Annotated in this window: 14 protein-coding genes; 7 read left to right on the top strand and 7 right to left on the bottom strand. The window is 74.8% G+C overall.

Features of this window, described 5'->3' with window-relative positions; genetic code table 11:
- Positions 1-71 precede the first annotated feature (71 nt).
- The 4 genes from FHR77_RS01405 to FHR77_RS01390 all read left to right on the top strand — a co-directional run bounded on the left by FHR77_RS01405 (position 72) and on the right by FHR77_RS01390 (position 4538).
- Positions 72-893 (top strand): hypothetical protein, encoded by an 822-nt coding sequence (locus tag FHR77_RS01405; protein ID WP_056052626.1) that lies wholly within the window; start codon positions 72-74, stop codon positions 891-893.
- Positions 890-3274: an SDR family oxidoreductase gene (locus FHR77_RS01400; RefSeq protein WP_167258243.1), complete on the top strand. Its 2385-nt coding sequence runs from the start codon at positions 890-892 to the stop codon at positions 3272-3274. The genes FHR77_RS01405 and FHR77_RS01400 overlap by 4 nt, the downstream gene beginning before the upstream one ends.
- A 23-nt stretch (positions 3275-3297) precedes the next feature.
- Positions 3298-4125, top strand: a complete 828-nt coding sequence (locus FHR77_RS01395) for a ferritin family protein (protein WP_056052621.1) — start codon at positions 3298-3300, stop codon at positions 4123-4125.
- A gap of 65 nt (positions 4126-4190) precedes the next feature.
- Complete coding sequence (locus FHR77_RS01390) at positions 4191-4538, top strand: LysR family transcriptional regulator (protein ID WP_167258242.1); 348 nt, start codon at positions 4191-4193, stop codon at positions 4536-4538.
- Positions 4539-4554: 16 nt separating this feature from the next.
- On the opposite strand, the gene FHR77_RS01385 is transcribed toward FHR77_RS01390, so the two are convergent.
- The 3 genes from FHR77_RS01385 to FHR77_RS16300 all read right to left on the bottom strand — a co-directional run bounded on the left by FHR77_RS01385 (position 4555) and on the right by FHR77_RS16300 (position 6472).
- The gene (locus tag FHR77_RS01385) at positions 4555-4869 is read right to left on the bottom strand and encodes a hypothetical protein (protein WP_167258240.1); all 315 of its coding nucleotides are present in this window, start codon (positions 4867-4869) and stop codon (positions 4555-4557) included.
- Positions 4870-5039: 170 nt separating this feature from the next.
- Positions 5040-6206, bottom strand: a complete 1167-nt coding sequence (locus tag FHR77_RS01380) for an RtcB family protein (protein ID WP_167258238.1) — start codon at positions 6204-6206, stop codon at positions 5040-5042.
- Positions 6207-6337: 131 nt separating this feature from the next.
- Positions 6338-6472, bottom strand: coding sequence for a hypothetical protein (locus FHR77_RS16300; protein WP_255354131.1), 135 nt, complete (start codon positions 6470-6472; stop codon positions 6338-6340).
- A gap of 292 nt (positions 6473-6764) precedes the next feature.
- Between FHR77_RS16300 and FHR77_RS01375 the strand changes: the two genes are divergently transcribed.
- Genes FHR77_RS01375 through FHR77_RS16295 form a run of 3 tightly spaced genes read left to right on the top strand, consistent with a single transcriptional unit; the run spans position 6765 to position 12048 of the window.
- Positions 6765-8306, top strand: a complete 1542-nt coding sequence (locus tag FHR77_RS01375; RefSeq protein ID WP_167258236.1) for a pyridoxal phosphate-dependent decarboxylase family protein — start codon at positions 6765-6767, stop codon at positions 8304-8306.
- Positions 8303-9655 (top strand): lysine N(6)-hydroxylase/L-ornithine N(5)-oxygenase family protein, encoded by a 1353-nt coding sequence (locus FHR77_RS01370; RefSeq protein WP_167258234.1) that lies wholly within the window; start codon positions 8303-8305, stop codon positions 9653-9655. The genes FHR77_RS01375 and FHR77_RS01370 overlap by 4 nt, the downstream gene beginning before the upstream one ends.
- Positions 9652-12048 (top strand): GNAT family N-acetyltransferase, encoded by a 2397-nt coding sequence (locus FHR77_RS16295; protein WP_167258232.1) that lies wholly within the window; start codon positions 9652-9654, stop codon positions 12046-12048. The genes FHR77_RS01370 and FHR77_RS16295 overlap by 4 nt, the downstream gene beginning before the upstream one ends.
- A gap of 258 nt (positions 12049-12306) precedes the next feature.
- On the opposite strand, the gene FHR77_RS01360 is transcribed toward FHR77_RS16295, so the two are convergent.
- The 4 genes from FHR77_RS01360 to FHR77_RS01345 all read right to left on the bottom strand — a co-directional run bounded on the left by FHR77_RS01360 (position 12307) and on the right by FHR77_RS01345 (position 23167).
- The gene (locus FHR77_RS01360; RefSeq protein WP_167258230.1) at positions 12307-13551 is read right to left on the bottom strand and encodes a GAF domain-containing protein; all 1245 of its coding nucleotides are present in this window, start codon (positions 13549-13551) and stop codon (positions 12307-12309) included.
- Positions 13552-13699: 148 nt separating this feature from the next.
- Positions 13700-14293 (bottom strand): hypothetical protein, encoded by a 594-nt coding sequence (locus FHR77_RS01355; RefSeq protein WP_167258228.1) that lies wholly within the window; start codon positions 14291-14293, stop codon positions 13700-13702.
- A gap of 153 nt (positions 14294-14446) precedes the next feature.
- The gene (locus FHR77_RS01350) at positions 14447-15022 is read right to left on the bottom strand and encodes a DJ-1/PfpI/YhbO family deglycase/protease (protein ID WP_056052581.1); all 576 of its coding nucleotides are present in this window, start codon (positions 15020-15022) and stop codon (positions 14447-14449) included.
- Between the two features lie 144 nt (positions 15023-15166).
- Positions 15167-23167 carry a pectinesterase family protein gene (locus FHR77_RS01345; protein ID WP_167258226.1) on the bottom strand — a complete coding sequence of 2667 codons (8001 nt, stop codon included), beginning with the start codon at positions 23165-23167 and terminating at the stop codon, positions 15167-15169.
- Between the last annotated feature and the right edge of the window lie 227 nt (positions 23168-23394).

The raw sequence follows: 23394 nt of genomic DNA, 5'->3' as shown, positions 1-23394 counted from the left end.
GTCTTGAGGGCTCGCAGCGTGCATCGTGCCCCGCCCGCCCGCACGAACGCGTCACGAGAGGATCACTGGTCATGACGATCGACGGTGACCCCTACGACACCACCGAGTTCGACATGCGCGAGTTCACCCTGACCGCCCAGGGCACCCTCCGCCCCGAGCTCGACCTGACGCCCTTCGAGGCCTCCCCGCTCGGCGACGACGAGCTGCGCCTGCTGCGCCACCTCGGCCGGCTCGAGGCCGCCACGATGGAGCACCTCCGCAACCTCCTCGTCACCGCGACGCACAAGGACGCCCGCGTCACCGCCTTCCTCGTCACGTGGGCCTTCGAGAAGTTCTGGCTGGCCGACGCCCTCGACGCCGTGCTCGAGGCGCACGGCCGCCCGCGCCTCCGTGACGACGAGGAGGGCCCGCGCCGCCACGCCGCCTCCGAGGCCGCCGAGCGCCGCGGCCCGATCACCCGCGCCCTCGAGGCGATCAACAAGGGCGTGCCGATCGTCGCCGAGCACATGACCACCGGGCTCGTCGACGAGTGGGTGCTCGGCGAGGCCTACGACGTGCTCGAGCTCCGCGCCGCGAGCCCGGCGCTGAGCGCCGTCCTCGACCGCGTCCGGGCGATCAAGCGCCGCCACGAGCGGTTCTTCGACCTCGAGGCCCACTGGCGCCTCGCCGACTCGGCGCGTGCCGTCAAGCAGACCCGCGCCTCCCTCGCGAAGGCCGTCTGGCCGATCGGTGCCATCGAGCGCGCCGACTCCGAGCGCACCTTCTTCGACACGGTCGTCTGGGGCGGGGCCGAGGGCCACCTCCGCGCCGACTCGGTCGGCGACCGCGTCGCCGCCCTGCCGGGGCTCGACGCCCGCGTCGGCTCCACCGTGACCCGAAAGCTCACCGCATGACCGCACCCCTCCCCTCCGCCACGCCGGGCTCCACCGTCGCCAGCCTCGGCTCGGCGCACGTGCTGCTCACGGGCGGCACCGGATTCGTCGGCCAGGCGATCCTCGAGCGCCTGCTCTCGACCCACCCCGACACGACGGTCACCCTGCTGATCCGGCCCAAGGCCGGCACGCCGGCCCTCGGTCGGCTGCGGCACCTGCTCAAGAAGCCGGTGTTCGCGAGCTGGCGCGAGCGCGTCGGCGCCGACGAGGTCGAGCGCGCGCTCACCGAGCGGCTCCGCGTCGTCGAGAGCAGCCTCGGCTCGCTGCCCGACCTGCCGGCCGACCTCGACGTCGTCATCCACAGCGCGTCGACCGTCTCGTTCGACCCGCCCATCGACCAGGCCTTCGACACGAACGTCGGCGGGGCCGTCGGCCTGTACGAGGCCCTGCGCCGCGCGGGCGGCGACCCGCACGTCGTGCACGTGTCGACCGCGTACGTCGGCGGCATCCGCAAGGGCGTCTTCCCCGAGGCGGCGCTCACGCACGCCGTCGACTGGCGCGCCGAGCACGCTGCCGCCCGCGACGCCCGCGCCCGCGTCGAGGCCGCGTCGCGGCAGCCCGAGACCCTCCGCCGCTTCATCGCCGAGGGCCGCGCCCGTCACGGCAAGACCGGGCCCCAGGCCGTCGCGACGGCCGCCGAGGAGGCGCGGGTCGCCTGGGTCGCCGCCCGTCTCGTCGACTACGGCCGCACCCGGGCCGAGACCCTCGGCTGGACGGACGTCTACACGCTCACCAAGGCCTTCGCCGAGCGCGCCGCCGAGGAGCTGTGGGCCGCCGACGGCCACCGCCTGTCGGTCGTCCGCCCCGCCATCGTCGAGAGCGCGCTCCGCCACCCGTACCCGGGCTGGATCGACGGCTTCAAGGTCGCCGACCCGCTGATCATGTCGTACGCCCGCGGGCTCCTGCCGGAGTTCCCCGGGGTGCCCGACAGCGTGCTCGACATCGTGCCCGTCGACTTCGTGGTGAACGTCATCCTCGCGGTCGGGGCGAACCCCCCGGCGCGCCCGGTGACCGACGACGCGGCCGCGGCGGTGCCGGCGACCCGCACCGCGACTCCGGCGGGCCCCGAGGCGCAGTACTTCCACGTGGCGTCGGGCAACGCGAACCCGTTCCCCATCCTGCGCATGTTCGAGAACCTCAACGCGTTCTTCACGGCGAACCCGCTGCCGCGCGACGAGCACACGACCATCCCGGTGCCGCACTGGGACTTCCCCGGCGTGCGCAAGGTCGAGGGCGCCATCCGCTTCAAGCAGCGGACGAACGACTGGCGCGAGCGCGTGCTCACGCACCTGCCCTCGAACCAGCACACGCGCACCGCGCTGAGCGACGTGCAGACCCGGCGGGCCGACCTCGAGTCGCTGCAGAGCCTGACCGACCTCTACCGCCACTACGTGCAGTCCGAGATCATCTTCGACGACCGCCGCACCCGGGCGCTGCACGACGGGCTGCCCGAGGGCTCCCCCGCCGACGTCGGCTTCGACGTGACCGACATCGACTGGGAGGAGTACTTCCAGACCGTGCACTTCCCGTCGATCACGGCCATGACGCGCGCCTTCTCGGTGCGCCCCGCCGCGGTCGGCGCCGTCGTCGACACCCGGCCGCTGCCGCCCCGCACCGACGTGGTCGCCGTGTTCGACCTCGAGGGGACGGTGCTCGACTCGAACATCGTCGAGCAGTACCTCTGGGTGCGCTCTAACGGGTTCCGCAAGGCGGCCTGGCCGGGCGAGGTCGCGTCGCTGCTGACCGGCCTGCCGGCCTACCTCCGGGCGGAGTCGCGTGATCGCGGCGAGTTCATCCGCAGCTTCCTGAGGCGGTACAGCGGCATGCCCGTCTCGCGCCTCCGCGGAGTGGTGCGCTCCGGCGGCTACGCCGACGCCGTGCGCCGCCACACCCTGCCCGAGGCGCTCGCCCGCATCGCGGAGCACCGTGCCGCCGGTCACCGGACCGTGCTGGTCACGGGCTCCATCGCGACCCTCGCCGGGCCGATCGCCGACCTGTTCGACGAGGTCGTCGGCAGCACCATGCACGAGCGCGACGGAGTGCTCACCGGGTACCTCGCCCAGCCGCCGTTGGTGGACGAAGCCCGCGCTGCGTGGCTGACGCAGTGGGCACGGGAGAACGAGATCGACCTCACGGGGTCGTACGGGTACGGTGACTCCCACGCCGACCTCGCCTGGTTGGAGCTGCTCGGCAACCCGTCCGCCGTCAACCCCGACTCCAATCTCGCCCGCGAGGCGCTCCGAAGAAGATGGAGCATCCGCGACTGGGCCAGGGCCCGGGGCGCGGTCACAGCGACGACCGGCGGCAGCACCACACGGAAAGGAGACGGAGGGCAGGTCTGACGACCCGCGCCTCCCGACACCACATGGCATTCGACATCGACAAGTTCGCCGCGACCAGCGAGCGGATCACGTGGGACGACCTCGACCTCGACCACTTCAAGGAGAACCCGCTCAGCGCGGACTCGCTCCGCACCCTGCGCTACATGGCCGACGTCGAGTACCACACCGTGTGCTACACCCGTGACCTGCTGACGACGCCCTCGCACAAGGAGGGCGACGTCTCGACCTTCATGACGATGTGGAACCGCGAGGAGTTCTGGCACGGCGAGGCCCTCGCCGCCATCCTCGAGGTCCACGGCGTCAAGGTCGACTACGACCAGCTGCGCGCGAACCGACTCAAGCTCGGCTGGCGCGACAAGCTCGACCCGGTCAAGCAGGGCCTGCTCGGCAAGTTCGTCGGCTCGGACTTCGTCGCCGTCCACATGTCGTGGGGCGCCGCCAACGAGTACTCGGCCGTCGCCGCGTACAAGCGCATGGCCGCCCTCGAGAAGGACCCGGTCCTCGCAGAGCTGCTCGTCCGCATCGCCCGCCAGGAGTCGCGCCACGTGGCCTTCTACGTGTCGCAGGCCCGCGAGCGGCTGCTCAAGAGCAAGAAGGCGCAGAAGCTGACCCGCTTCCTGCTGCAGAAGGTCTGGGCCCCGGTCGGCTCGTCGATCATGGAGATCGACGACGTCCGCTTCGTGTTCGGCCAGCTGATGAGCGGCGAGGAAGGCCGCAAGGCCGCCGAGAAGCTCGACTCGAACATCTCGAACCTGCCCGGCATGACCGGGCTGAAGATCTTCCAGAAGGCGCTCGACGGGCTCGGCGTCAGCCACACGTCGCCGGTCGCCGGCGGGGTGTCGGTGGCCTGAGCCGCTCGGTCGTCGGCGGTAGTCTGGGGCGTCGGGCACCCGGCCGACCAGCGAGAGGCGACACCGTGAAGACCAGCCACCTGAGGCACTTCCTCGTCGCGGCCGAGGTGCTGCACTTCCCGGTCGCGGCCGACAAGCTCGGCATCTCGCGCCAGAAGCTCGAGTCGTCGATCGAGGCGCTCGAGCTCGAGTTCGGCACCAAGCTGTTCGACCGCGACGCCAGCCCCTACCGGCTGACGAAGGCGGGTCAGGCCGCGATCCTCGTCGCCGAGGAGGAGCTCGCGAGCCCCTCGACTCCCCCGCCGCCGCCCCCCGTGCCGGCGGGCGGCAAGGCCAAGGCGTCGAAGGGCAAGGGGCGCACCCCGGCGGTCAAGGGGCAGCCGAAGCCGTTCAAGAAGCGCCAGGGGCGCTAGCTCCGGCCGCTGGTCGTCAGAGCGAGGCGAACCACTCCGCGTAGCGGGTGTTCTCGGCCATGCGCCGGGTCTCGTCGGGGGCGTCGTCGCTCCACCACACCGGCCCCCGCTCGCCGAGGCCCGTCTTGGCCGCGTCGACCCGGGCCTTCGCCGCCTCGACACCGGCGTGGTCGTCGGCCGCCAGGGCCGTCTTCTTCGCGCGGCGGGCGTCCATCAGCTCGTGGACGAGCTCGGACCGCCGCTCCTCCGGCAGGGCCGGGTCGGTGCGCCGCCACAGCCGGCCGCGCACGACGAGGTAGCGGCCGTCGGGGGTCACGAGCGGGTCGGTCACCGGGCCAGTCTGCCCGGGGCGCGCGCGGCGCGGCCGGGCGGCCCGCCGTGTCGACGGCTCAGGAGGCAGCCGCGCGAGCGCGCCCGCACGGGCCGCCCGCGCCGCCCGCTCCTGAACCGTCGACACGAGACGGCGGCGAGGAGGCGCGAGCCGCAGCCCGCGCCTCCCCGCTAGTCGCCCTTGACGTTGACGATCTGGCGCAGCGTGTGCCGGATCGTCACGAGCTCCGCCGCGTCGGCCATCACCTGGTCGATCGGCTTGTACGCCGCGGGGATCTCGTCGAGGAACGCGTCGGTGTCGCGGTACTCGATGCCCTCCATCGCGGTGCGCAGCTCGTCGTGCGTGAACTTCTTGCGGGCGGCGCTCCGCGAGTACGCCCGGCCGGCGCCGTGCGGTGACGACTCGAGCGCGACGGGGTTCCCCTTGCCCTCGACCACGTAGGAGGCGGTGCCCATGCTCCCGGGGATGAGCCCGGCCTGCCCCGCCCGGGCCGAGATGGCGCCCTTGCGGCTGAGCCACACGTCCTTGCCGAAGTGCCGCTCGCGCTGCGTGAAGTTGTGGTGGCAGTTGATCCGCTCCTGCTCCTCCACGGGCGCTCCGACCCAGTCGGCGAACTGGCGCACGACGCGGTCCATCATCTCCTCCCGGTTCAGCAGGGCGAAGCGCTGGGCCCAGCCGAGCTCGGCGATGTACCGGTCGAACTCGGCCGTGCCCTCGACGAGGTAGGCGAGGTCCGGGTCGGGCAGCGTGATCCACCAGCGCGTCATGGCCGCCTGGGCGACCTTGATGTGCGCCTGAGCGATCTTGTTGCCCACGCCCCGGCTCCCCGAGTGCAGGAAGAGCCACACGGCGTCCGTCTCGTCGAGGCTGACCTCGATGAAGTGGTTGCCGCTGCCGAGCGTGCCCAGCTGCAGCTGCCAGTTCTTGGCGTACGACGCCGGGTCGAAGCCCGCCTCGGCGGCCAGCGCCTCGAGCTCGGCGACGCGGGGCTCGGCCGTGGCGACGACCTTGCGGTTGTACGCGCCGGCCGAGGTCGGCACGGCCCGCTCGATCTGCTCGCGGAGCGGCCTGCGGTCGGCGGGCAGGTCGGCCGCCGTGAACTGCGTGCGCACGGCGATCATGCCGCAGCCGATGTCGACGCCGACGGCGGCCGGCATCACGGCGCCGAGCGTCGGGATCACCGACCCGACGGTCGCGCCGAGGCCCAGGTGGGCGTCGGGCATCAGTGCGAGGTGCGGGTAGATGAACGGCATCGTCGACGTCGTCCTGGCCTGCTGCGCGGTCTTCTCCTCGAGCAGGCTGGCCCAGCAGAACAGCCGGGCGGTGATCTTCTCCATGGTCCTCTCGGTCCTCTGTGGGGGGGGTGTCGTCGTCCGGGGCGGACGGACGCACTCCGACCCTGCAGTGTCGGTGGATGCGAGAGGTGCCCCGGCCCTCGTGGGCTGGGGCGTCGGGTGACGCGCGCGGCCTACGAGAGGGTGTCGAGTTCGAGCATGGTCTTCTCCTGCTGCTCGGGCGATGCGTACTGCCCGGGGTGCCAGGAGCGACCGCGGCCGTCGAGGAGGCGCGGTGCACGCAGGTCGGCGAAGGTGCGGTTCGACACGGTGCTGGCCTCTCTCTCGGGGGTGCTCGACGTCGACGAGGCGACGGGTCGTGCCGACGATCGGCACGAGAGGTGACAGTACAGCCCGGGCGTGTCGCTGTCCACACCCCGGGCGTGTCGCGCCCGTCGCTCCGGGCGACCTCCGGGTCGCCCTTTCGGTGGACACCCGGTGAACCCCTGGTCATGAGCCTGTTTCATGATGCAGCCGCGTCTTGCGATTTAGGTGAGCCTTGCCTAACCTCGGGCAGGCCGCAGAGAGCCTGCCGCGATCACGCACCACCGGGAGCCCACCGTGACCCACCTCCTGTCCGCCGCCACGGCCGACGCCTACGCCCGCTCGACGACCGCCGTCGTCGAGCGCCTCGCCGACCGGTTCCGGGTCGTCGACCAGCCGTCGTCGGGCGTGCCCCGCGCCGACCTCCAGGCCCTCGTCGACGCCGTCGACCTGGACGGCCCCGGCACCGGCACCGACGCCGCCCTCCGCGAGGTGGACGAGCTCTTCACCGCACACGCCGTCTGGTTCCACCACCCGGCCTACCAGTCGCACCTCAACTGCCCGGTCGCCCTGCCGGCGGTGGCCGCCGAGGCCGTGCTCGCCGCGGTCAACCCCTCGGTCGACACCTACGACCAGTCGACCGTCGGCACCCTCGTCGAGCGGCGGCTGATCGCCTGGACGGCCGAGCGCGCCGGCCTCCCCGCCGACACCGCGGACGGGGTGTTCACCTCGGGCGGCACGCAGTCGAACCTGCACGCCCTGCTGCTGGCCCGCGAGCGCGCCGCCGGGCGGGCCCGACGTCAGGACCTCGACGAGGAGGCGCGGCTGAGGAGCACGAGCGGGCCCGGTCGACGCCCCGACCGGCGCCCGCGCTCCCTGCACGAGGTCCTCGAGCGGATGGTGGTGCTCGCCACCGACCAGAGCCACTTCAGCGTCTCGACGGCCGCGCGGGTGCTCGGCCTGGGGCCGGACAGCGTCGTCGCCGTGCCCACCGACGACCTCGGCCGGATGCGGCCCGACGCGCTCCGCGTGACCCTCGACGCCCTCGTCCAGGCCGGCCACGTCGTCGTCGCCGTCGTGGCGACGGCGGGGACGACCGACCGGGGCTGCCTCGACCCGCTGGCCGCGATCGCCGACGTCTGCGACGACGCCGACGTCTGGCTGCACGTCGACGCGGCCTACGGCGGGGGCCTGCTGGTCTCGACGACGCGGCGGCGCCTCCTCGAGGGCGTCGAGCGGGCCCGGTCGGTCACCGTCGACTTCCACAAGACCTTCTTCCAGCCCGTGTCGTCGAGCGCGCTCGTCGTGCGAGACCGGGCCGACCTCGAGCCGCTCGCCTGGCACGCCGACTACCTCAACCCGGTGGGCGCCGCCGACCCGAACCAGGTCGACAAGTCGCTGCAGACGACCCGGCGGCTCGACGCCCTCAAGCTCTGGGCGACCCTGCGGGCCGTCGGTGCCGACGGGCTGGGAGCGATGATCGACCGCGTCGTCGAGCTGGGCGCGGCCGCGACCGGGGCCGTCCGCGCCTCCGACGACCTCGAGCTGATCGGCGAGACGCAGCTGAGCACGGTCCTGTTCCGCTGGCGCCCGGAGGGGCTGGACGACGCCGAGGCCGACCGGCTCGTGCCGCTCGTCCGACGCGCCCTGTTCGAGTCGGGGCGCGCCGCGGTCGCGCAGACGGTGATCGACGGGAGGCCGTGCCTGAAGCTCACGCTGCTCGACCCCGACACGACCCTGGCCGACGTCGAGGGGGTGCTCGACCTCGTCCGCGAGGCGGCGAGCGCCCTGCACGTCGGCAGCACCGACGGCGCGGCCAGCGCGGCGGTCGTCCGATGAGCGCCGTCCCCGAGCACGTCCACGACCTGGTCGGCGTCGGCCTCGGCCCCTTCGGGCTCGGACTCGCCGCCCTCAGCGACCCCGTCGACGACCTCGACGCAGTCTTCCTCGATGCGGCCGACGGGTTCCGCTGGCACCCCGGCATGATGATCGAGGGCGCCACCATCCAGGTCCCCTTCCTGGCCGACCTCGTGACGATGGCCGACCCGACCTCCCGGTTCTCCTTCCTCGAATGGTTGAAGCAGACCGGGCGCCTCTACCCGTTCTACGTCCGCGAGAGCTTCTTCCCGCTCCGCGTCGAGTACGACGCCTACTGCCGGTGGGTCGCCGACCAGCTCGGCACGCTGCGCTGGGGCCGTCGCGTGACGGCCGTCACCGACCTCGACGACGGGACGCTGCTCGTGCACGCCGGCGACGAGACCTGGCGCACCCGGCACGTGGTGCTGAGCACGGGCACCGAGCCCGCCGTCCCGTCGCACCTGACCGGGCTCGACGGCCCGGTCGTGCACAGCGCCGACTACCTCGACGCCCGTGACCGGCTGCGTGACGCGCCCTCCGTGACGATCGTCGGCAGCGGGCAGTCCGCGGCCGAGATCTACCGCGACCTGCTCGACGGGGTCGGGCGCGAGGGCGTCGCGGGCTCCGGCGCCCGGCTCGACTGGGTCACCCGCTCCCCCCGGTTCTTCGCCATGGAGTACACGAAGCTCACCCTCGAGCTCACGAGCCCCGAGTACACCGACCACTTCCACGGCCTCCCCCTCGCCGAGCGCGACCGGCTCGGCCGCGAGCAGCGCAGCCTGTACAAGGGCATCAGCGGCGACCTCGTCGACGACGTCCACGAGACGCTCTACCGCCGCAGCGTCGACGGCCCGCTCGACACGACCCTCCTCACCGAGACCGAGCTCGTCGACGCGGCCTGGGACTCCGACCGCGGGCTCTTCACGCTGACCCTCCGCCACGCGCAGCTGGGCACGACGGCCGTGCGGGAGTCCGCCGCCCTCGTGCTGGCGACGGGGTACGCCCCGCGGTCGACCTCGGTGCTCGACCCGCTCGGCGACCAGGTCGAGCGCGACACCCGCGGGCGGCTCGCCGTCGCCCGCGACCACAGCGTCGACGGCGGCCGCGGCCGCCTCTTCGTGCAGAACGGCGAGGAGCACACCCACGGCCTCACCGCGCCCGACCTGGGCATGGGCGCCTGGCGCAGCTCGAGCATCCTCGCGTCGATCACCGGCCGCGAGGTCTACCCGGTCGAGCGGCGGGTCGCCTTCCAGACGTTCGGGCTGCCGACCGAGGAGTCGCGGGTCGGCTCCCCGGGAGCCCCCGCCGCCGAGGGGGTGACGGTCCGATGACCGCGGTCGCCGAGCACCGCGCCTCGTGCGGGCTGGTCACGATCGAGCCGTTCGAGGCGCACCCGCACGCGGTGCCGCTGCGGCGCTGGCTCTCGCACCCCGCCTCCTCGTGGTGGGGCATGGCGGGCCTCAGCACCGACGAGGTCCGCGCCCACCTCGCCGCGATCGAGGCCGACCCGCACCAGCGGGCCTGGCTGGGCCGCGTCGACGGCGAGCCGCTCTTCTACGTCGAGACGTACGACCCCACGCGCGTGCTGCTGGCGGGGGTGCCCGAGGTGCGCCCCGGCGACGTGGGCGTGCACCTGCTCGTCGCTCCGCCGGTCGAGCGACGCGTGCACGGGCTGACCTCCGCCGTGATGGCCGCCGTGACGAGCTTCGTGCTCGACGGGCTGGGGGCGACCAGGGTGGTCGTCGAGCCCGACGTGCGCAACGCGGCGATCAGGGCGAAGAACGACGAGGCGGGCTTCCGCGTGCTGCGCGAGCTGGAGCTGCCCGAGAAGCGTGCGGCCCTGTCGGTGCTGACCCGCGACGACCGTGCCGCGGCGCACCTCGCGCCCGGGCCGATGGCGGTCGCGCACCGGCACCTCGTGACGAAGGCCCTCGCCGAGTTCTCGCACGAGCGGCTGCTGGCGCCGGCCGACCTGGGCGACGACGCGTTCGAGGTGGTGCTCGGCGCGCTGCCGCGGCACGACGCGGCGGCGGGCACGGCCGCGGTGCCGGACGTCGCCCCGACGCGGACGCCGACACCGACCCCGGCCCCGGCACCGGCCCCGGCCCCGGCCCCGACCGTCGCCTACCGCTTCCGCGCCCGGCGGCTCGCCCTCGAGCACTGGGCGATCGACGAGGCGAGCGTGACGCGCACGGTCGACGGGCGCCCCGCCCCGCTCGACGCCCTCGAGCTGGTCGTCGAGCTGCAGCCCCTCCTCGCCGTGCCCGAGCACCTCCTCGCCACCTACCTCGAGGAGGTCTCGGCGACCCTCGCCGGCCTCGCCCACAAGCACCACCGGGGCGGGCCGTCGAGCGAGCAGCTGACGACCGCCGACCACGCGACCATCGAGGCGGCGATGACCGAGGGGCACCCCTCGTTCGTCGCGAACGCGGGCCGGATCGGGTTCGGGCTCGACGAGTCGCGGGCCTTCGCCCCGGAGAACGGCGAGCCCGTGCGCCTGCTCTGGCTGGCGGCCCGGCGCGCCCACGCGCACCTCGCCCTCGGCCGGGGCCTCGACGAGGCCGCGCACCGCCGTGCCGAGCTCGGTGACGAGACGCTGGAGCGCTTCGCCGCGACCCTCCGCGGCCGGGGCCTCGACCCCGACGACTTCCACCTCCTCCCGGTGCACCCGTGGCAGTGGCAGCACCGCGTCGCCGTCACCTTCGCCGCCGACGTCGCCCGCCGCGACCTCGTCCTGCTCGGCGAGGGCGACGTCGAGCACCGTGCGCAGCAGTCGATCCGCACGTTCTTCGCCCCGACGCACCCCGAACGCAGCTACGTCAAGGTGGCCCTGTCCATCCAGAACATGGGGTTCCTCCGCGGCCTCTCCCCCGAGTACATGCGGCCGACGCCGGCGATCAACGACTGGGTGCACGACCTCGTCTCGGCGGACCCGACCCTGCGGGAGGCGCGGTTCCGCGTCCTCCGGGAGCGCGCCTCCCTGGGGTACACCGGCGACGTCTACCACCGCACCGCGACGGCGTCCCCGCAGCGGAAGATGCTCGCGGCGCTCTGGCGCGAGAGCCCGGTGCCGCTGCTCGCCCCGGGCGAGCGGCTGGCGACGATGGCGGCGCTGCTGCACCGCGACCGAGACGGGCACGCGCTGGCGACGGCGATGATCCGGGCCTCCGGCGTCGGGGCCGAGCGGTGGCTGCGGTCGTACCTGCACGCCTACCTGCGGCCCGTCGTGCACTGCCTGCTCGCCCACGACCTCGCCTTCATGCCGCACGGCGAGAACGTGATCACGGTGCTGCGCGACCACGTGCCCACGGGCGTCGTGATGAAGGACATCGGCGAGGAGGTCGCCCTGCTCGCCGAGCCGTCGTCGCCCGACGAGCTGCCGCCCGAGCTGCGCCGCGTCGTGTCGCCGGTCGACGACCGGGAGAAGGCGCTGGCCGTCTTCACCGACGTCTTCGACGGGGTGCTGCGGCACCTCGCGGCGATCCTCGACGTCGACCGGGTGCTGCCGGAGGCGCTCTTCTGGCGGCTCGTCGCGGAGTGCGTCGACCGGCACGCGGTCGAGCACCCCGGGCTGCACGGCGCCGTCGACCTGCGGGCGGCCCGGTTCGACCACTCGTGCCTGAACCGTCTGCAGCTGCGAGACACGAGGCAGATGGTCGACCTCGGGGCGCAGTCGTCGTCGCTGATCTACGCGGGCACCCTGCCGAACCCGATCGCCCGCTGAGGGGGCGCCGGGCGGAGGCGCGGGGCGGGGAGGGAGCAGGGCGAGGGGAGCACGGCCGGGTCGGACCCGAATCCTCCCGGCCGCGCCCCGTCGGCGGGTGCCGACCGTCGACCGGGCCGGAGCCCTCACGTGCCCGGGACCTGGTCGACGCTACCGGTCGACACGTGTCGCGTCAGGGGGGTGGCCAGGCGAGAGCTCGGGACGTAGGGGCCCCGCCGCCCGGATCGGGGTACGCGCTGTACCCCGGACCGGGCCGGCTCAGGCGGCGGGCGTCCGCGCCGGGAGGTCCTGCAGCTCGCGCTGCACCTGCAGCGCCAGCTCGCGGAGCAGCACGAGGTCGACGCTCTCGGCGCTGCGCGGCACGACGTCGGTGACGCAGAGCGCCCCGACCCGCACGCCGTCGGCCGTCTCGACCGGGTGGCCGGCGTAGAACCGCACCGAGGGGTGCGACGCGAAGCGCGGGTCGGCCCAGGCGTCGGGCACGACGAGAGCCTGGCCGTCGCGCACCGTGTGGGCGCAGAACGAGTCGGCGATCGGTTGCTCGACCCGCATCTGGCCCGACACGGCCTTGTTCCACTGTCGGCCCTCGTCGATCAGGGCGAACGAGGCGCCCTGCCCGCCGAGCAGCACGCGGGCGCGCTCGACGATGTCGTCGAACCGCTTCTCGGGCGGGGTGTCGAGCAGGCCGAGGGCGCGCACGGCGGCGAGCTGGGCCTCGGCGTCCTGCGGGGCGTGCCGGGCGCGCCGGGCCGTGGCTCCGCGGTCGAGCTCGCGGTCGATCAGGGGGGCGAGCAGGGCGGCCTGGTCGGCGGCCCAGGCGCCGTAGCGCAGCACCTGCAGGCGGCGGTCGCCCGTGCCGCCGACGGCTGAGCCCGTCCGGCCCTGCTCGGCCGAGCCCGTCGACGGCACCGGCGGCAGCAGGAAGTGCAGGCGCTCACGCCCCGCACAGAGGTCGGCCGACAGCCGGTTGAGCACGCCGGCCTGCTGGTCGGCCGCCCCGCCGCGGGCGGCGCCGAACTTCTGCACCGAGCTCGGGGGCTGGATGCCGACCACGAGCAGGTGGCAGCTCGGGTCGGTGGCCTGCTCGAGCTGCGACAGCAGGGCGCAGAGGTGGCTGCTCCAGCGGTGACCGGGCAGCAGCTGGAGGGCGTCGCTCATGCCGAGCACGACGACGACGGCGTCGTAGCCGCGGAGGGGGCGCGACGCGGCGAGCTCGTGGGCGGTCGCGACGGTGACGTGCGGGTCGGCCAGGGCGTCGACGTCGGCGCCGCGCCCGGTCAGGGCGGAGAGCCGTCGGGCGAGGTGCCCCGGCAGCGCGAGGTCGTGGCTGCGGACGCCCCAGCCGACGGCGGGGCCGTTGCCGAACACGAGCACGCGGTCGGGGTCGGTGCCCGGCGCGTGCGCCGAGGGGGCGTCGTCGGGGCGGGGCGTGGTGAGGAAGTCGTCGACGACGCGGTAGCGCCCGCGGGCGACCGTTCGGACGGCTCGGTGCATCAGCGACATGCGGCAGCTCCGTCCCCGGGTGACGGGAGAGAGGGTGGTGGATCGGGCGGGGGCGGGGCCTGATCGTGGACGTTCGATCCTGGCCCACGCAGCCCGGGGCGGCAAGCCCCCGGACGGGGGCGCGGGGAGTCGCGGGTCGAGCCCCCGGTCAGCCCCGGTCGTCGGGGCTGCGCCGCGCCTCTCCCAGCGCGGCGAGGTCGTCGCCGAGCCCGGCGAGCCGCTCGTCGCGCTCGGCCTCGTAGGCGGGGTCGACGGTGCCCGCGGCGCGCACGCGCGTCACGACGGCGGAGCCGACGTCGGCCCAGGCGCGCTCGACGGCGGAGGCGACGATGCCGTCGACGTAGTCGCGGTCGCTGCGGAGGGCGTCGAGCCGGTCGGCGACGGCGACGTAGGTGTTCTCCCGGAACCACAGGGTCGCGTCGTCCGCGCTCCGGTAGTCGTGCTGGTGGCGGGAGCGGCCGCGGCTGCCCTTGGTCTTCGCGCGGGCGGCCTCGATGCGCTTGTTCTGGTAGCGCTGCTCCTCGGCGAGGCGGTGCAGGGTCCGGCCCACCGCCTCCGCGGTCTCGTCACGGTCGAAGACGTCGTCGTCGCGCAGGGCCCTGACCACGATGCGGTTCGCGACCGACACGACGGCGGCGGCCCGGGCGATGAGCAGGCCCTCCCCCACGGCGCGCTCGAGGGCGACCGGGTCGACCGGGGCGGGCTCGGCGGCGTCGCCCCGAGGGCTCCTCGACCACTTCACGCCGGTCTCCTCCCGATCACCCGCTCGGCTCCGAGCGTCCCGTCGATCAAAGCACGTCTCGGCCCGTCCCTCCTCCACCCGCCGGGAACGGCGACGGCCCCGCACGCCCCGGAGGGCGGACGGGGCCGTGGTCGTGGCCTGGGCGACCGGGCGTCAGGCGCCCGCGGGCTCCGTCGTCAGCGCGTCGCGGACGGCGCCGACGAAGTCGTCGAGGTCGTCGGGCGTGCGCGACGTGACCAGCGTGAAGCCGCCCTCGACGTCGGTGACGACCGAGCGGTCGACCCAGCTGCCGCCGGCGTTCGTCGCGTCGGTGCGGAGCGAGGCGAAGGAGGTGAGCTCCTTGCCCTTCAGCAGGTCGGCCTCGACGAGGAGCCACGGCCCGTGGCAGATCGCCGCGACGGGCGCACCGGCCGAGGCGAAGGCCTTCACCAGGGCGACCGCGGCGTCGTCCTGGCGCAGCGTGTCGGCGTTGATCGTGCCGCCGGGCACGAGCAGCAGGTCGTAGTCGGCCGCGGAGGCCTCCTCGATGGTGGTGTCGGGGCGGACGGACTGCCCCGGGTCCTTGTCGCCGACGAGGGTCTCGACGGGGCCGGTCGACTGGGCCGCGACGACGACGGTGGCGCCGGCCGCGCGCAGGGCCTCGGTCGGCACGACGAGCTCGTCCTGCTCGACGCCGTAGTTGGTGACGATCGCGAGAACGCGGCGACCGGTGAGATCGGTGTCTGCCATGGGGGTTCCTCCTCGGTGGCCCGCCGGGCGGGCCTCGTGTGATGACCCTCACGGTCTACGCCGGGCCGCTGGGCGCGGGCTCCGGGAGGGTGTCCCCCGGAGCCCGCCACGACCTCGGCGCCGGCCACCCGCGCGCCGTCCGGGTCAGCGCCGCGTCGGGTCCCAGCCGTCCGTCCCGGCGAGGTACGCCGCCGCCGTCATGCCGGCCGCCGCGTCGTCGCTGAGCTGCGGGCGGGTCGCCGGCGTCGTCACCACGGCGCCGGGGCCGGTGTTCCGGTACTCGCTGAACCGGCCGGCCGTCCAGGTCGTCACGGCGTCCCAGTCGTTCCACGGCTTGTCGACCGCGACGGCCGACCCGAGCACGGTGTCGCGGACGACGACCTGCGCCTTGCCCTGCGTCGAGTACGGCCGGCCGAGGTAGATCGTCCCGGCGGCGCCGTCGGTGACGATCGTGCTGTCGGTGACCAGGAACCCGAACGGCGACGCCGCGGAGACCGAGGAGTCGGTGAGCGAGGCCCCGGGACGGTCGAGCACGTGCACGGTGCTGTGGTCGATCACCGTGACGGCCCGGCCGAGCACCAGGTCGGCCCCGCCCTCGAGGTACGACCCCGTGACGAAGACGCGACTGAAGGTCGACGTGTTCGCCGTGGAGGCGAGCAGCGTCTGCTTGTCGCCGAGCAGGCGCACGTGGTCGACGACCTGCTTGTCTCCCGACTTCACCTGCAGCGCCGTCGCCTGAGCGCCCGGCGTGCTCGCCACGCTCTTGAGCGTGAGGGCCCGCAGGGTCCACTGGGGCCCGGAGATCGTCATCGCGGCGACCGCGCCGCCGGGGGCGGTGACCACGACGTCGGCGGGGTCGCCGGTCGCGCCGACGATCGTCACCCCGTAGCGGTTGCCGCTGACGACCGGGCCCGAGTAGGCGCCCGGCAGCACCAGCACGGTGCGGCCGCCCTGGGTCGTGTAGTCGGCGTTGTTCGGCAGGAGGCCCGGCGAGGCCGCGACCAGGGCGCCGGCCGCGTCGACCTGGCCGAGCACGCCCTGCAGCGTCGTGGCGTCGCCGCTGCCGTCGGCGGCGACCACGTAGTCGACCTTGACGGGGGTCGCGGAGGCGACCGCCGAGGGGGCCGACACCGCGCCTCCGGCCTTCGCGACGACCGACCACGAGTAGGCGGTGCCGACGACGACCGACTGGTCGACGAAGCGCGTGGCCTCGGCGCCCAGCGAGGCGACGACGGCCGAGCCGGCGGAGGCCGAGCTGCGGACCACGTCGTACCCGGTGACGCCGGAGGCGGTGCTCGCGGCCCAGCCGACGGTCACCGAGCCCTTGCCGAGGGTGGTCGTGACCGCCGTGGGGGCGACGGGGGCGACGGCCCCCGGGTCGACCGGCTCCGTCGGGGTCACCGGCGTGACGGCCGTGGCGGGCGTCGCCGTCACGGTGGCCGGCGCGGAGCGGTTGCCCGCCGCGTCGACCGCGACCACGGCCCAGGTGTACGGCTGGCCGTCGGTGAGGCCGGTGTCGCTCCAGCTCGTGACCGGCCCGACCGAGGCGACGAGGTTCGCGGCCGAGGGCGTGACGGTCGTGCCGGGTGCCCGGTGGACGGACCAGCCGACGACGTCGGCGTCGGCCGGCGCCGTCCAGCCCAGGGTCGCCGACCGCGAGCCCGCGACGGCGGTCAGCGCGGTGGCCGCGCCCGGGGCGGTGGCGTCGGCCGGAGCAGCCGGGTCGGCCACGGCGGGGTACCAGGAGGCGGCGCCCAGCCAGGCGGACACGGTCGCGGTGACCGACTCGGCGGGGGTGAGCTGCGGACGTGACGCGGTGGCGGTCGCGGCGGCGCCGGGCCCGGTGTTGCCGAACTCGGCGAACCGGGCCGCCGTCCAGGCGTACCCGTTGAAGTCCTGCCAGGGCGACGACTTGACGCCGGTGCCCAGCACGGTCTCGCGGATGATCGCCTGGGGCGCGTTCGCGGCGGTCGTCGTGCCCTGGGCGTACGGGCCGCCGAGGCGCACGTCGGTGACCCCGGCCGCCGGGGCGATCGTCGAGCCGACGACGAGGAAGCCCCGTCCGCCGACCGCGGTGGTCGACGGGATGAGCACGGTGCCCGAGGTGCGGGTCGGCGTGATGGTCGTGTCGTGCACCACCAGCGACGCCCGGCCGAGCAGGACGTTGCTCGCTCCGCGGACGGTCGACGACTCGATCATCTGTCGGCTGGTCGCGCCGGCAGTGGGCACGTCGGCCCAGACGGCACGGTCGACGGCGCTCAGCGCCACGCCGGTGAGGAGCACCCGGTCGCCCGTCATCGAGACGGCCGGGCCGTTCGAGGCGCCCGAGGTGTTCTCGACCGACAGCCCCTGCACCGTCACGCCCGAGCCGGTGATCGACAGGGCGGGCGCGGCCGTGCTGCTGATCAGGGTCACGTCGGAGGCGCGGGCCCCGCCGCCGAGGACGGTCACGTTCGACCGCGCGATGGTCGTGCTGCCGACGTAGCTGCCGGGCTCCACCCGGACGACCCAGGGGCCGGAGCCGGTGGCGGCGTCGACCGCCGACTGGAGCGTCGGGTAGGGGCCGCCGGCCTGGACGACCGCGTCGACGCGCTGCGCCGGCGTCACCGCGACGGCCGCGCTGCGGGCCGACTCGGCGCCGGAGGCGTCGACCGCCGTGACGGTGAACGAGGTCTCCGTGCCGTTGGTCAGGCCCGTGGCCGTGAAGCCCTGCGTCGTGGTCGCGCCGACCTCGACCCCGTCGCGCTGGACGCGGTAGCCGACGACGTCGGCCTCGGTCGACTCGTCCCAGGTGAGGACGGCCTGGCCGCTGCCGCCCGCGACGGCGAGGCCGACCGGGGCGGAGGGGGCGACGTCGGCGACCGGCGCGAGCGTCGGGTCCCAGCCGTCGGTGCCGGCGAGCCAGGCCGACGGCGTCGCGGCCGCGGCGTCGGCGTCGCTGAGCTGCGGCCTCTTGTCGTTGACCGTGGCGCCGGGGCCCGTCGTGCCGTGCTCGGCGAACCGGCCGTCGGTCCAGACGTTCGGGGCGAAGTCGACCCAGGGCTGCGACGTCGAGACGCCGTCCGAGATCCAGGTGTCGACCAGCGCGGTCTGGCCGCGGGAGTCGTCGCCGTAGGCGCCGTCGCTCCACGAGCGCCAGGGCCGGCCGAGCGCGAACGTCTCGTCGGCGTCGCTGGCGATCCGGCTGTCGACCACGAGGTAGCCACGGGCCTTGCTGGCGGTGCTCGGCGCGAAGATCGTGCCCCCGCCGTGCGCGGTCGCGTGGATCGTCGTCCGGTCGAAGACCGCGGTCGCCCGCCCGAAGACGAAGTCGACGTTGCCCTCGACGAAGCTGTCGACGTAGTACTGGCGGGGGTAGCCGCTGCCGTCGGCGGTGATGTTGCCGGACGCGTCGGCGTTGAGGGTGTCCTGCACGCCGAGGAGGCGCACGTCGCGGTAGACCTGGCGGTCGCCCGTCGCGCGGAGGGCGACGGCCTGCGTGTTGTAGGTGCCGATCTCGGGGTGCGCCGCCTTGTCGAACGTGTTGCTGATCGTCAGGTCGCGCACCTGCACGCCGGCGCCCGACAGGGTGACGGTGGCGCTGCCGGCGGTGCCGCAGGTGGCGGCGACGACGGCGGGGCAGGTGGTGGCGGAGCGGGGCGTGCCGTTGGCGTTGTCGAAGGTCAGCACGACGTCGCGGGGGTCGCCCGTGCTGCCGGCGATGACGAGGTTCGACTTCGACGACGAGACCACGCCGCGGTAGGTGCCGGGCTCGACGACGACCACGGAGGGCTTCGTCGCCGTGCCGGCGGGGACGGCCGCCAGGGCCTGCTGGAGGGTCGTGACGTCGCCCGAGCCGTCGGCGGCGACGGTGACGTCGGCGACCAGCGGCGCGGGGGCGGGCACCGCGGTGACGGCGGCCGGGGCGGACGACGTGCCGGCCCGGTCGACGGCGACCACGAGGTAGTGGACGGCCGTGCCGTTCGCGAGGCCCGTGTCGACGAAGGTCGGCTTCGCGACCTCGGCGACGAGCTGGGCCGGGTCGACGGCGACGGGCTCGTCACCGGTCGACCGGTAGACCCGGTAGCCCGTCACGTCGGCCTCGATCGACTCCGTCCACGACAGGCCGACGCGCTGTTCGTCGGGGCTGGCGACCAGCCCGGCCACGGCGAGGGGCGCCACGTCGGGGCGCGGGGCCGCGACCGGGTCCCAGCCGTCGCTGCCCGCGAGGTAGGTCGCGGCCGTGTAGCCGCGCGCCTCGTCGTCGGTGAGCTGGGGGCGGGTGGCGGAGGTGCCGCTGCCGGGCCCGACGTTGCCGTGCTCGGCGAAGCGGGCGCTCTGCCAGGTGGTGGTGACGCCGCTGTTGACCATGTTCGTCCAGGTCTGGGTCGAGCTGACCACCGGTCCGAGCCAGGTGTCGCGGACGACGACCTGGGCGATCGCCGACGAGTCGGCGACGCTCGTGCCGTCGGCCTGCGCCTTGCCGGGCTGCCAGGGGCGGCCGAGCGACTGCGAGCCGTCGGGGGCGGTGCCGACGATGCGGCTGCCCGTGATCAGCACGCCGAAGCGCTGCGAGACGTCCGTGCTGGCCGCGGTGACGGCGCCGTTCGGCGACGTGCCGTGGTCGAGCGCCGCGAGGGTGGAGTCGTCGATCACGACGGTGCCGCGCCCGAAGACGAAGTCGACGTCGCCGGCGACGTACCCGCCGTGGAAGTACGAGCGCGCCGGCACGCCCGCGGACGGGCTGTTGGCGTACCAGGTGTCCTGGTTGCCGAGCAGGTGCACGTTCTCGTACACGAGGCGGTCGCCGGTGGTGCGGAGGGCGACGGCCTGGCCGGAGGCGTACGTGCCCTCGACGTAGGCGTTCTCGACCGTGAGGTCGCGCAGCTGCACCGAGTTGCCGGTGATGACGAGCGTCGCGCTCCCCGAGGTGCCGTAGGTGTCGGCGACCCCGTTCGTCGTGGTGCCGGTCGGCGTGCCCGCCGCGCGGTCGCCGGTGATGACGACGTCGCCGGCCTGGCCGGTGGCGCCCACGACGATCGTGTGGGGCTTGCTGATCGTGGCGTACTCCGCGTACCGGCCCGCGGCCAGCGAGATGACGGTGGGGTCGGTCGCGGTGCCCGCGGGGGCCGCCGCGAGGGCGTCGCGGAGCGTCGTGAAGCGCGTCACGCCGTCGGCGGGGGCCGCCGGGTCGACGACGACGTCGGTGACGAGCGGGGCCGCGGCGACGAGCGCCGTGACCTCGGCCGACGGCGCCGACACGGCGCCGGTGCGCGAGAGCGCCACGACGACGTAGCGGTACGTCGACCCGGTGCTGACCGTGGTGTCGCTCCAGGTCGGCGCGTCGACGGTGGCGACCGGCGCGAAGGGCCCGGTCTCGTCGGCGCGCAGCACCTGCCAGCCGGTGACGGCGGCGGAGGCGTCGTCGCTCCAGCTCAGGTGCACGACGCGGGCGTCGGGCGAGGCGACGACGTCGGTCGGGGTCGCCGGCAGCGCGGTCGACGCGGCACGGACGGGGTTCCAGCCGTCCTTGCCGGCGAGGTACTTCTCGGGCGTCGCCGCCGCGGCCTCCTTGGCCGTCAGCTGCGGGCGGTTCTCGTTCGTGCCGGCGCCGGGGCCGGTGTTGCCGCTCTCGGCGAAGCGGGCGTCCTTCCAGGAGAAGGGCACCTTGACGCCCGACGAGTTCGTCGACGACATGTCGTCCCAGGGGGCCGCCGCGTCGATCGCGCGGGGCAGCCAGGTGTCCTTGACGACGACCGAGCCGAGCGCGTCGGGGTCGGCGCTCGGGTGCCACGGGCGGCCGAGGTTGACCGTGCCGGCGGCGGCGTCGCTCACGACCTTGCTGTCGGTGATCAGGAAGCCGTACTTGCTGCCCGTGTCGGTGCTGGCGGCGGTGAGGTAGCCGTTGTTCGCCTTGCCCCGGTCCAGCGACCGCAACGTCACGCGCTGGAACACCGCGGTGCCGGCGCCGAAGACGTAGTCCACGTCGCCCTCGACGTAGCTGTCGACGTAGTACTGGCGGATGCGCGTGGTGGGCTTCGGGGTGTCGGCCAGCAGGGTGTCCTGGTTGCCGAGCAGGCGGACGGTGTCGGCGACGAAGCGATCGCCCTCGACGCGGAGGGCGACGGCCTGGGCGCTGGTGATCTGCGGGTTCGCGGCCTCGTCGAAGGTGTTGGCCACGGTGAGGTGGTCGAGGGTCACGTTCGCGGCGGTGACGAGCACGACGGCGCTGCCGGCGGTGCCGAGCGTCGACTCCGGCTCGTCGGGGTCGGCGCTGCCCGAGGCGCGGGCCGACCGGATCACGACCTCGCCGGGGGTCGCCCCGGTGCCGTGCACCTGGACGTTGGGCCGCGAGATCTCGAACGACTCGTCGTAGGTGCCGGGGGCGACGTCGACGCGGTACGCGTCGAGCGCGGCGCGCGGGATCGCGGCGAGGGCCGCACCGATGGTGGCGTAGGTCCCCTCGGGTCCGACGGTCAGCACGGTCTGCACGACGGGCAGGGGCACGGCGACGGTGCGCGAGGTCGCGGTGACGACGCCGCTGGCCTTCGAGACGTTGCCGACGCGGTCCTGGGCGGTCACGCGGTACGAGGCCGCGACTCCCTGGGGCGCGCTGGTGTCGACGAAGCGGGGGGAGGCGCCGGACGCGTCGAGCGGGACGGTCGCCAGCAGGGTCCACGTGCCCCCCGCGACGCTGCGCGACACGGCCCAGCCGGCGAGGTCGAGGTCCTTCGGGGCCGTCCAGGAGAGCGCGAGGCCGGCGGTCGGGCCGGCGGCGACCTTCAGCGAGCCCGGAGCACCCGGGGCGACGTTCGGCGACTTCGCCGTGACGGCGAGGTACGACGACGCGTTGCCCGAGCGGTCGACGGCGCGCACGCGGTAGTAGACGGTGTCGCCCTCGGCGACGGTCGGGTCGGTGAAGGTCGACGCGACGAGGACGCCCTGCCCGCCCGCCGGGAGGTGGGGCACGTAGACCTCGTCGCCGTTCCGCTTCGTCACGGCGTAGCCGGCCAGGTCGGCCTCGCCGCCGCCCGTCCACGAGACCGTCACGCCTCCGGTCGCCAGCACGACGACCTTCGGGCTCGACGGAGCGCGGGGCGGCGTGGTGTCGCCGGGGACGGCGGTGCTGACGACGGCTGCCGGGCCCTGCCCCGCGGCGTTCGTCGCGACGACGGACCACCACGACGTCGCCCCGGCGGGGGCGGCGGCGTCGACGGCGCTCGTCGCCGTCGCGGAGGAGGTGGGCACGCGCACCCACGGCCCGGACGCCGCGACGCCGCGGGAGAGCACGTAGCCGGTGGCGCCCGGCGTGGCCGACCACGAGACGGTGGGCACGCCGGCGCTGCTGAGCTTCACGGCGAGCCCGGCCGGGGCGGCGGGGACGACCGCGGGGCCCGCGGGGCGGGTGGCGCTGACCGTCGTGGCCGACGACACGTTGCCGCTGTGGTCGACGGCGGTCACGCGCCAGGTCGACTTCACGCCCGAGGGCGCCTGGGCGTCGGTGAACTGCGACGTCGTGACCGGCGAGCTGGTGAGCTGCACGGCGGAGCCGCCGGAGGAGGCGGTGCGGGTGACCGTCCAGCCGGCGACGTCGGGCTCCGTCGCGTCGGCCCAGTCGAGGGCGACCCCGGCGGCGGAGACGGTGGCCTTGAGCTTCGCGGGCGCCGAGGGCTTCGTCGTGTCGGTCGCCGTGACCGACTTGACGCTCGAGAGCTTCGAGACGTTGCCCGAGCGGTCGACCGCGGCCACGGCGTAGGAGGCCTTCGCCCCGCCCGTGATCGTCGCGTCGACCGCCGACGGGGTCGTGGGGCTGGCGACGAGGGTCGACGACGTCGACACCGACGACGTGGTCGAGCGGTACACGCGGTACCCGGCGAGGTCGCCGGCCGAGACCTTGCCCCAGCTCAGCGAGCTGCCGACGCCGCCGCTGTAGCTGACCTTCAGGCTGCTCGGCGCGGACGGCGGCGTCGTGTCAGCCGCGGCCGTGGCGGCCTGGATCGGCAGGGCCGCGCCGGCGAGCGCGACCACGGCGGCGACGGCGACGACGGCGCGCGTGCGCCCGGGGGCGGAGGCGCCGCGGCGGCGGGCGGCGCGTCGGCCGTGCGCCCGCGGGGACGGGGCGACGGGGGCGGAGTCGGGAGAGGGCGTGACGGGACGACCGGGCATGGCGGTGGGGTGCCTTCGGGTAGGCGCGGCGACCGACCGCCCGGGCACGCGCCGACGCACCACGGCCGGGGGCCGTGGGGCGGGACGGGTGCGCGGCGATCGTGCATCGCAGGTTCGGGTGAGCGCTCACTCCGAGGTGGGGTGGGCCCCGGAGCGTCCCCATCATGGGGGACGCACAGCCCCAGACGCAAGGGTCTCTCACGTCGGCGTGTCGTCGGTGCTGCGGG

Source organism: Frigoribacterium endophyticum (assembly GCF_011759585.1).
GTDB classification, from domain to species: domain Bacteria; phylum Actinomycetota; class Actinomycetes; order Actinomycetales; family Microbacteriaceae; genus Frigoribacterium; species Frigoribacterium endophyticum.
Note: the sequence above shows the minus strand (reverse complement) of the source record. Positions and strands in the feature narration are given on the sequence as shown.

Bases quoted from the DNA above. Each gene is read 5' to 3' on its own strand.
- FHR77_RS01405 (WP_056052626.1), top strand. From the start codon at position 72: ATGACGATCGACGGTGACCCCTACGACACCACCGAGTTCGACATGCGC.
- FHR77_RS01400 (WP_167258243.1), top strand. From the start codon at position 890: ATGACCGCACCCCTCCCCTCCGCCACGCCGGGCTCCACCGTCGCCAGC.
- FHR77_RS01395 (WP_056052621.1), top strand. From the start codon at position 3,298: ATGGCATTCGACATCGACAAGTTCGCCGCGACCAGCGAGCGGATCACG.
- FHR77_RS01380 (WP_167258238.1), bottom strand. From the start codon at position 6,206: ATGGAGAAGATCACCGCCCGGCTGTTCTGCTGGGCCAGCCTGCTCGAG.
- FHR77_RS01370 (WP_167258234.1), top strand. From the start codon at position 8,303: ATGAGCGCCGTCCCCGAGCACGTCCACGACCTGGTCGGCGTCGGCCTC.
- FHR77_RS16295 (WP_167258232.1), top strand. From the start codon at position 9,652: ATGACCGCGGTCGCCGAGCACCGCGCCTCGTGCGGGCTGGTCACGATC.
- FHR77_RS01360 (WP_167258230.1), bottom strand. From the start codon at position 13,551: ATGTCGCTGATGCACCGAGCCGTCCGAACGGTCGCCCGCGGGCGCTAC.
- FHR77_RS01350 (WP_056052581.1), bottom strand. From the start codon at position 15,022: ATGGCAGACACCGATCTCACCGGTCGCCGCGTTCTCGCGATCGTCACC.
- FHR77_RS01345 (WP_167258226.1), bottom strand. From the start codon at position 23,167: ATGCCCGGTCGTCCCGTCACGCCCTCTCCCGACTCCGCCCCCGTCGCC.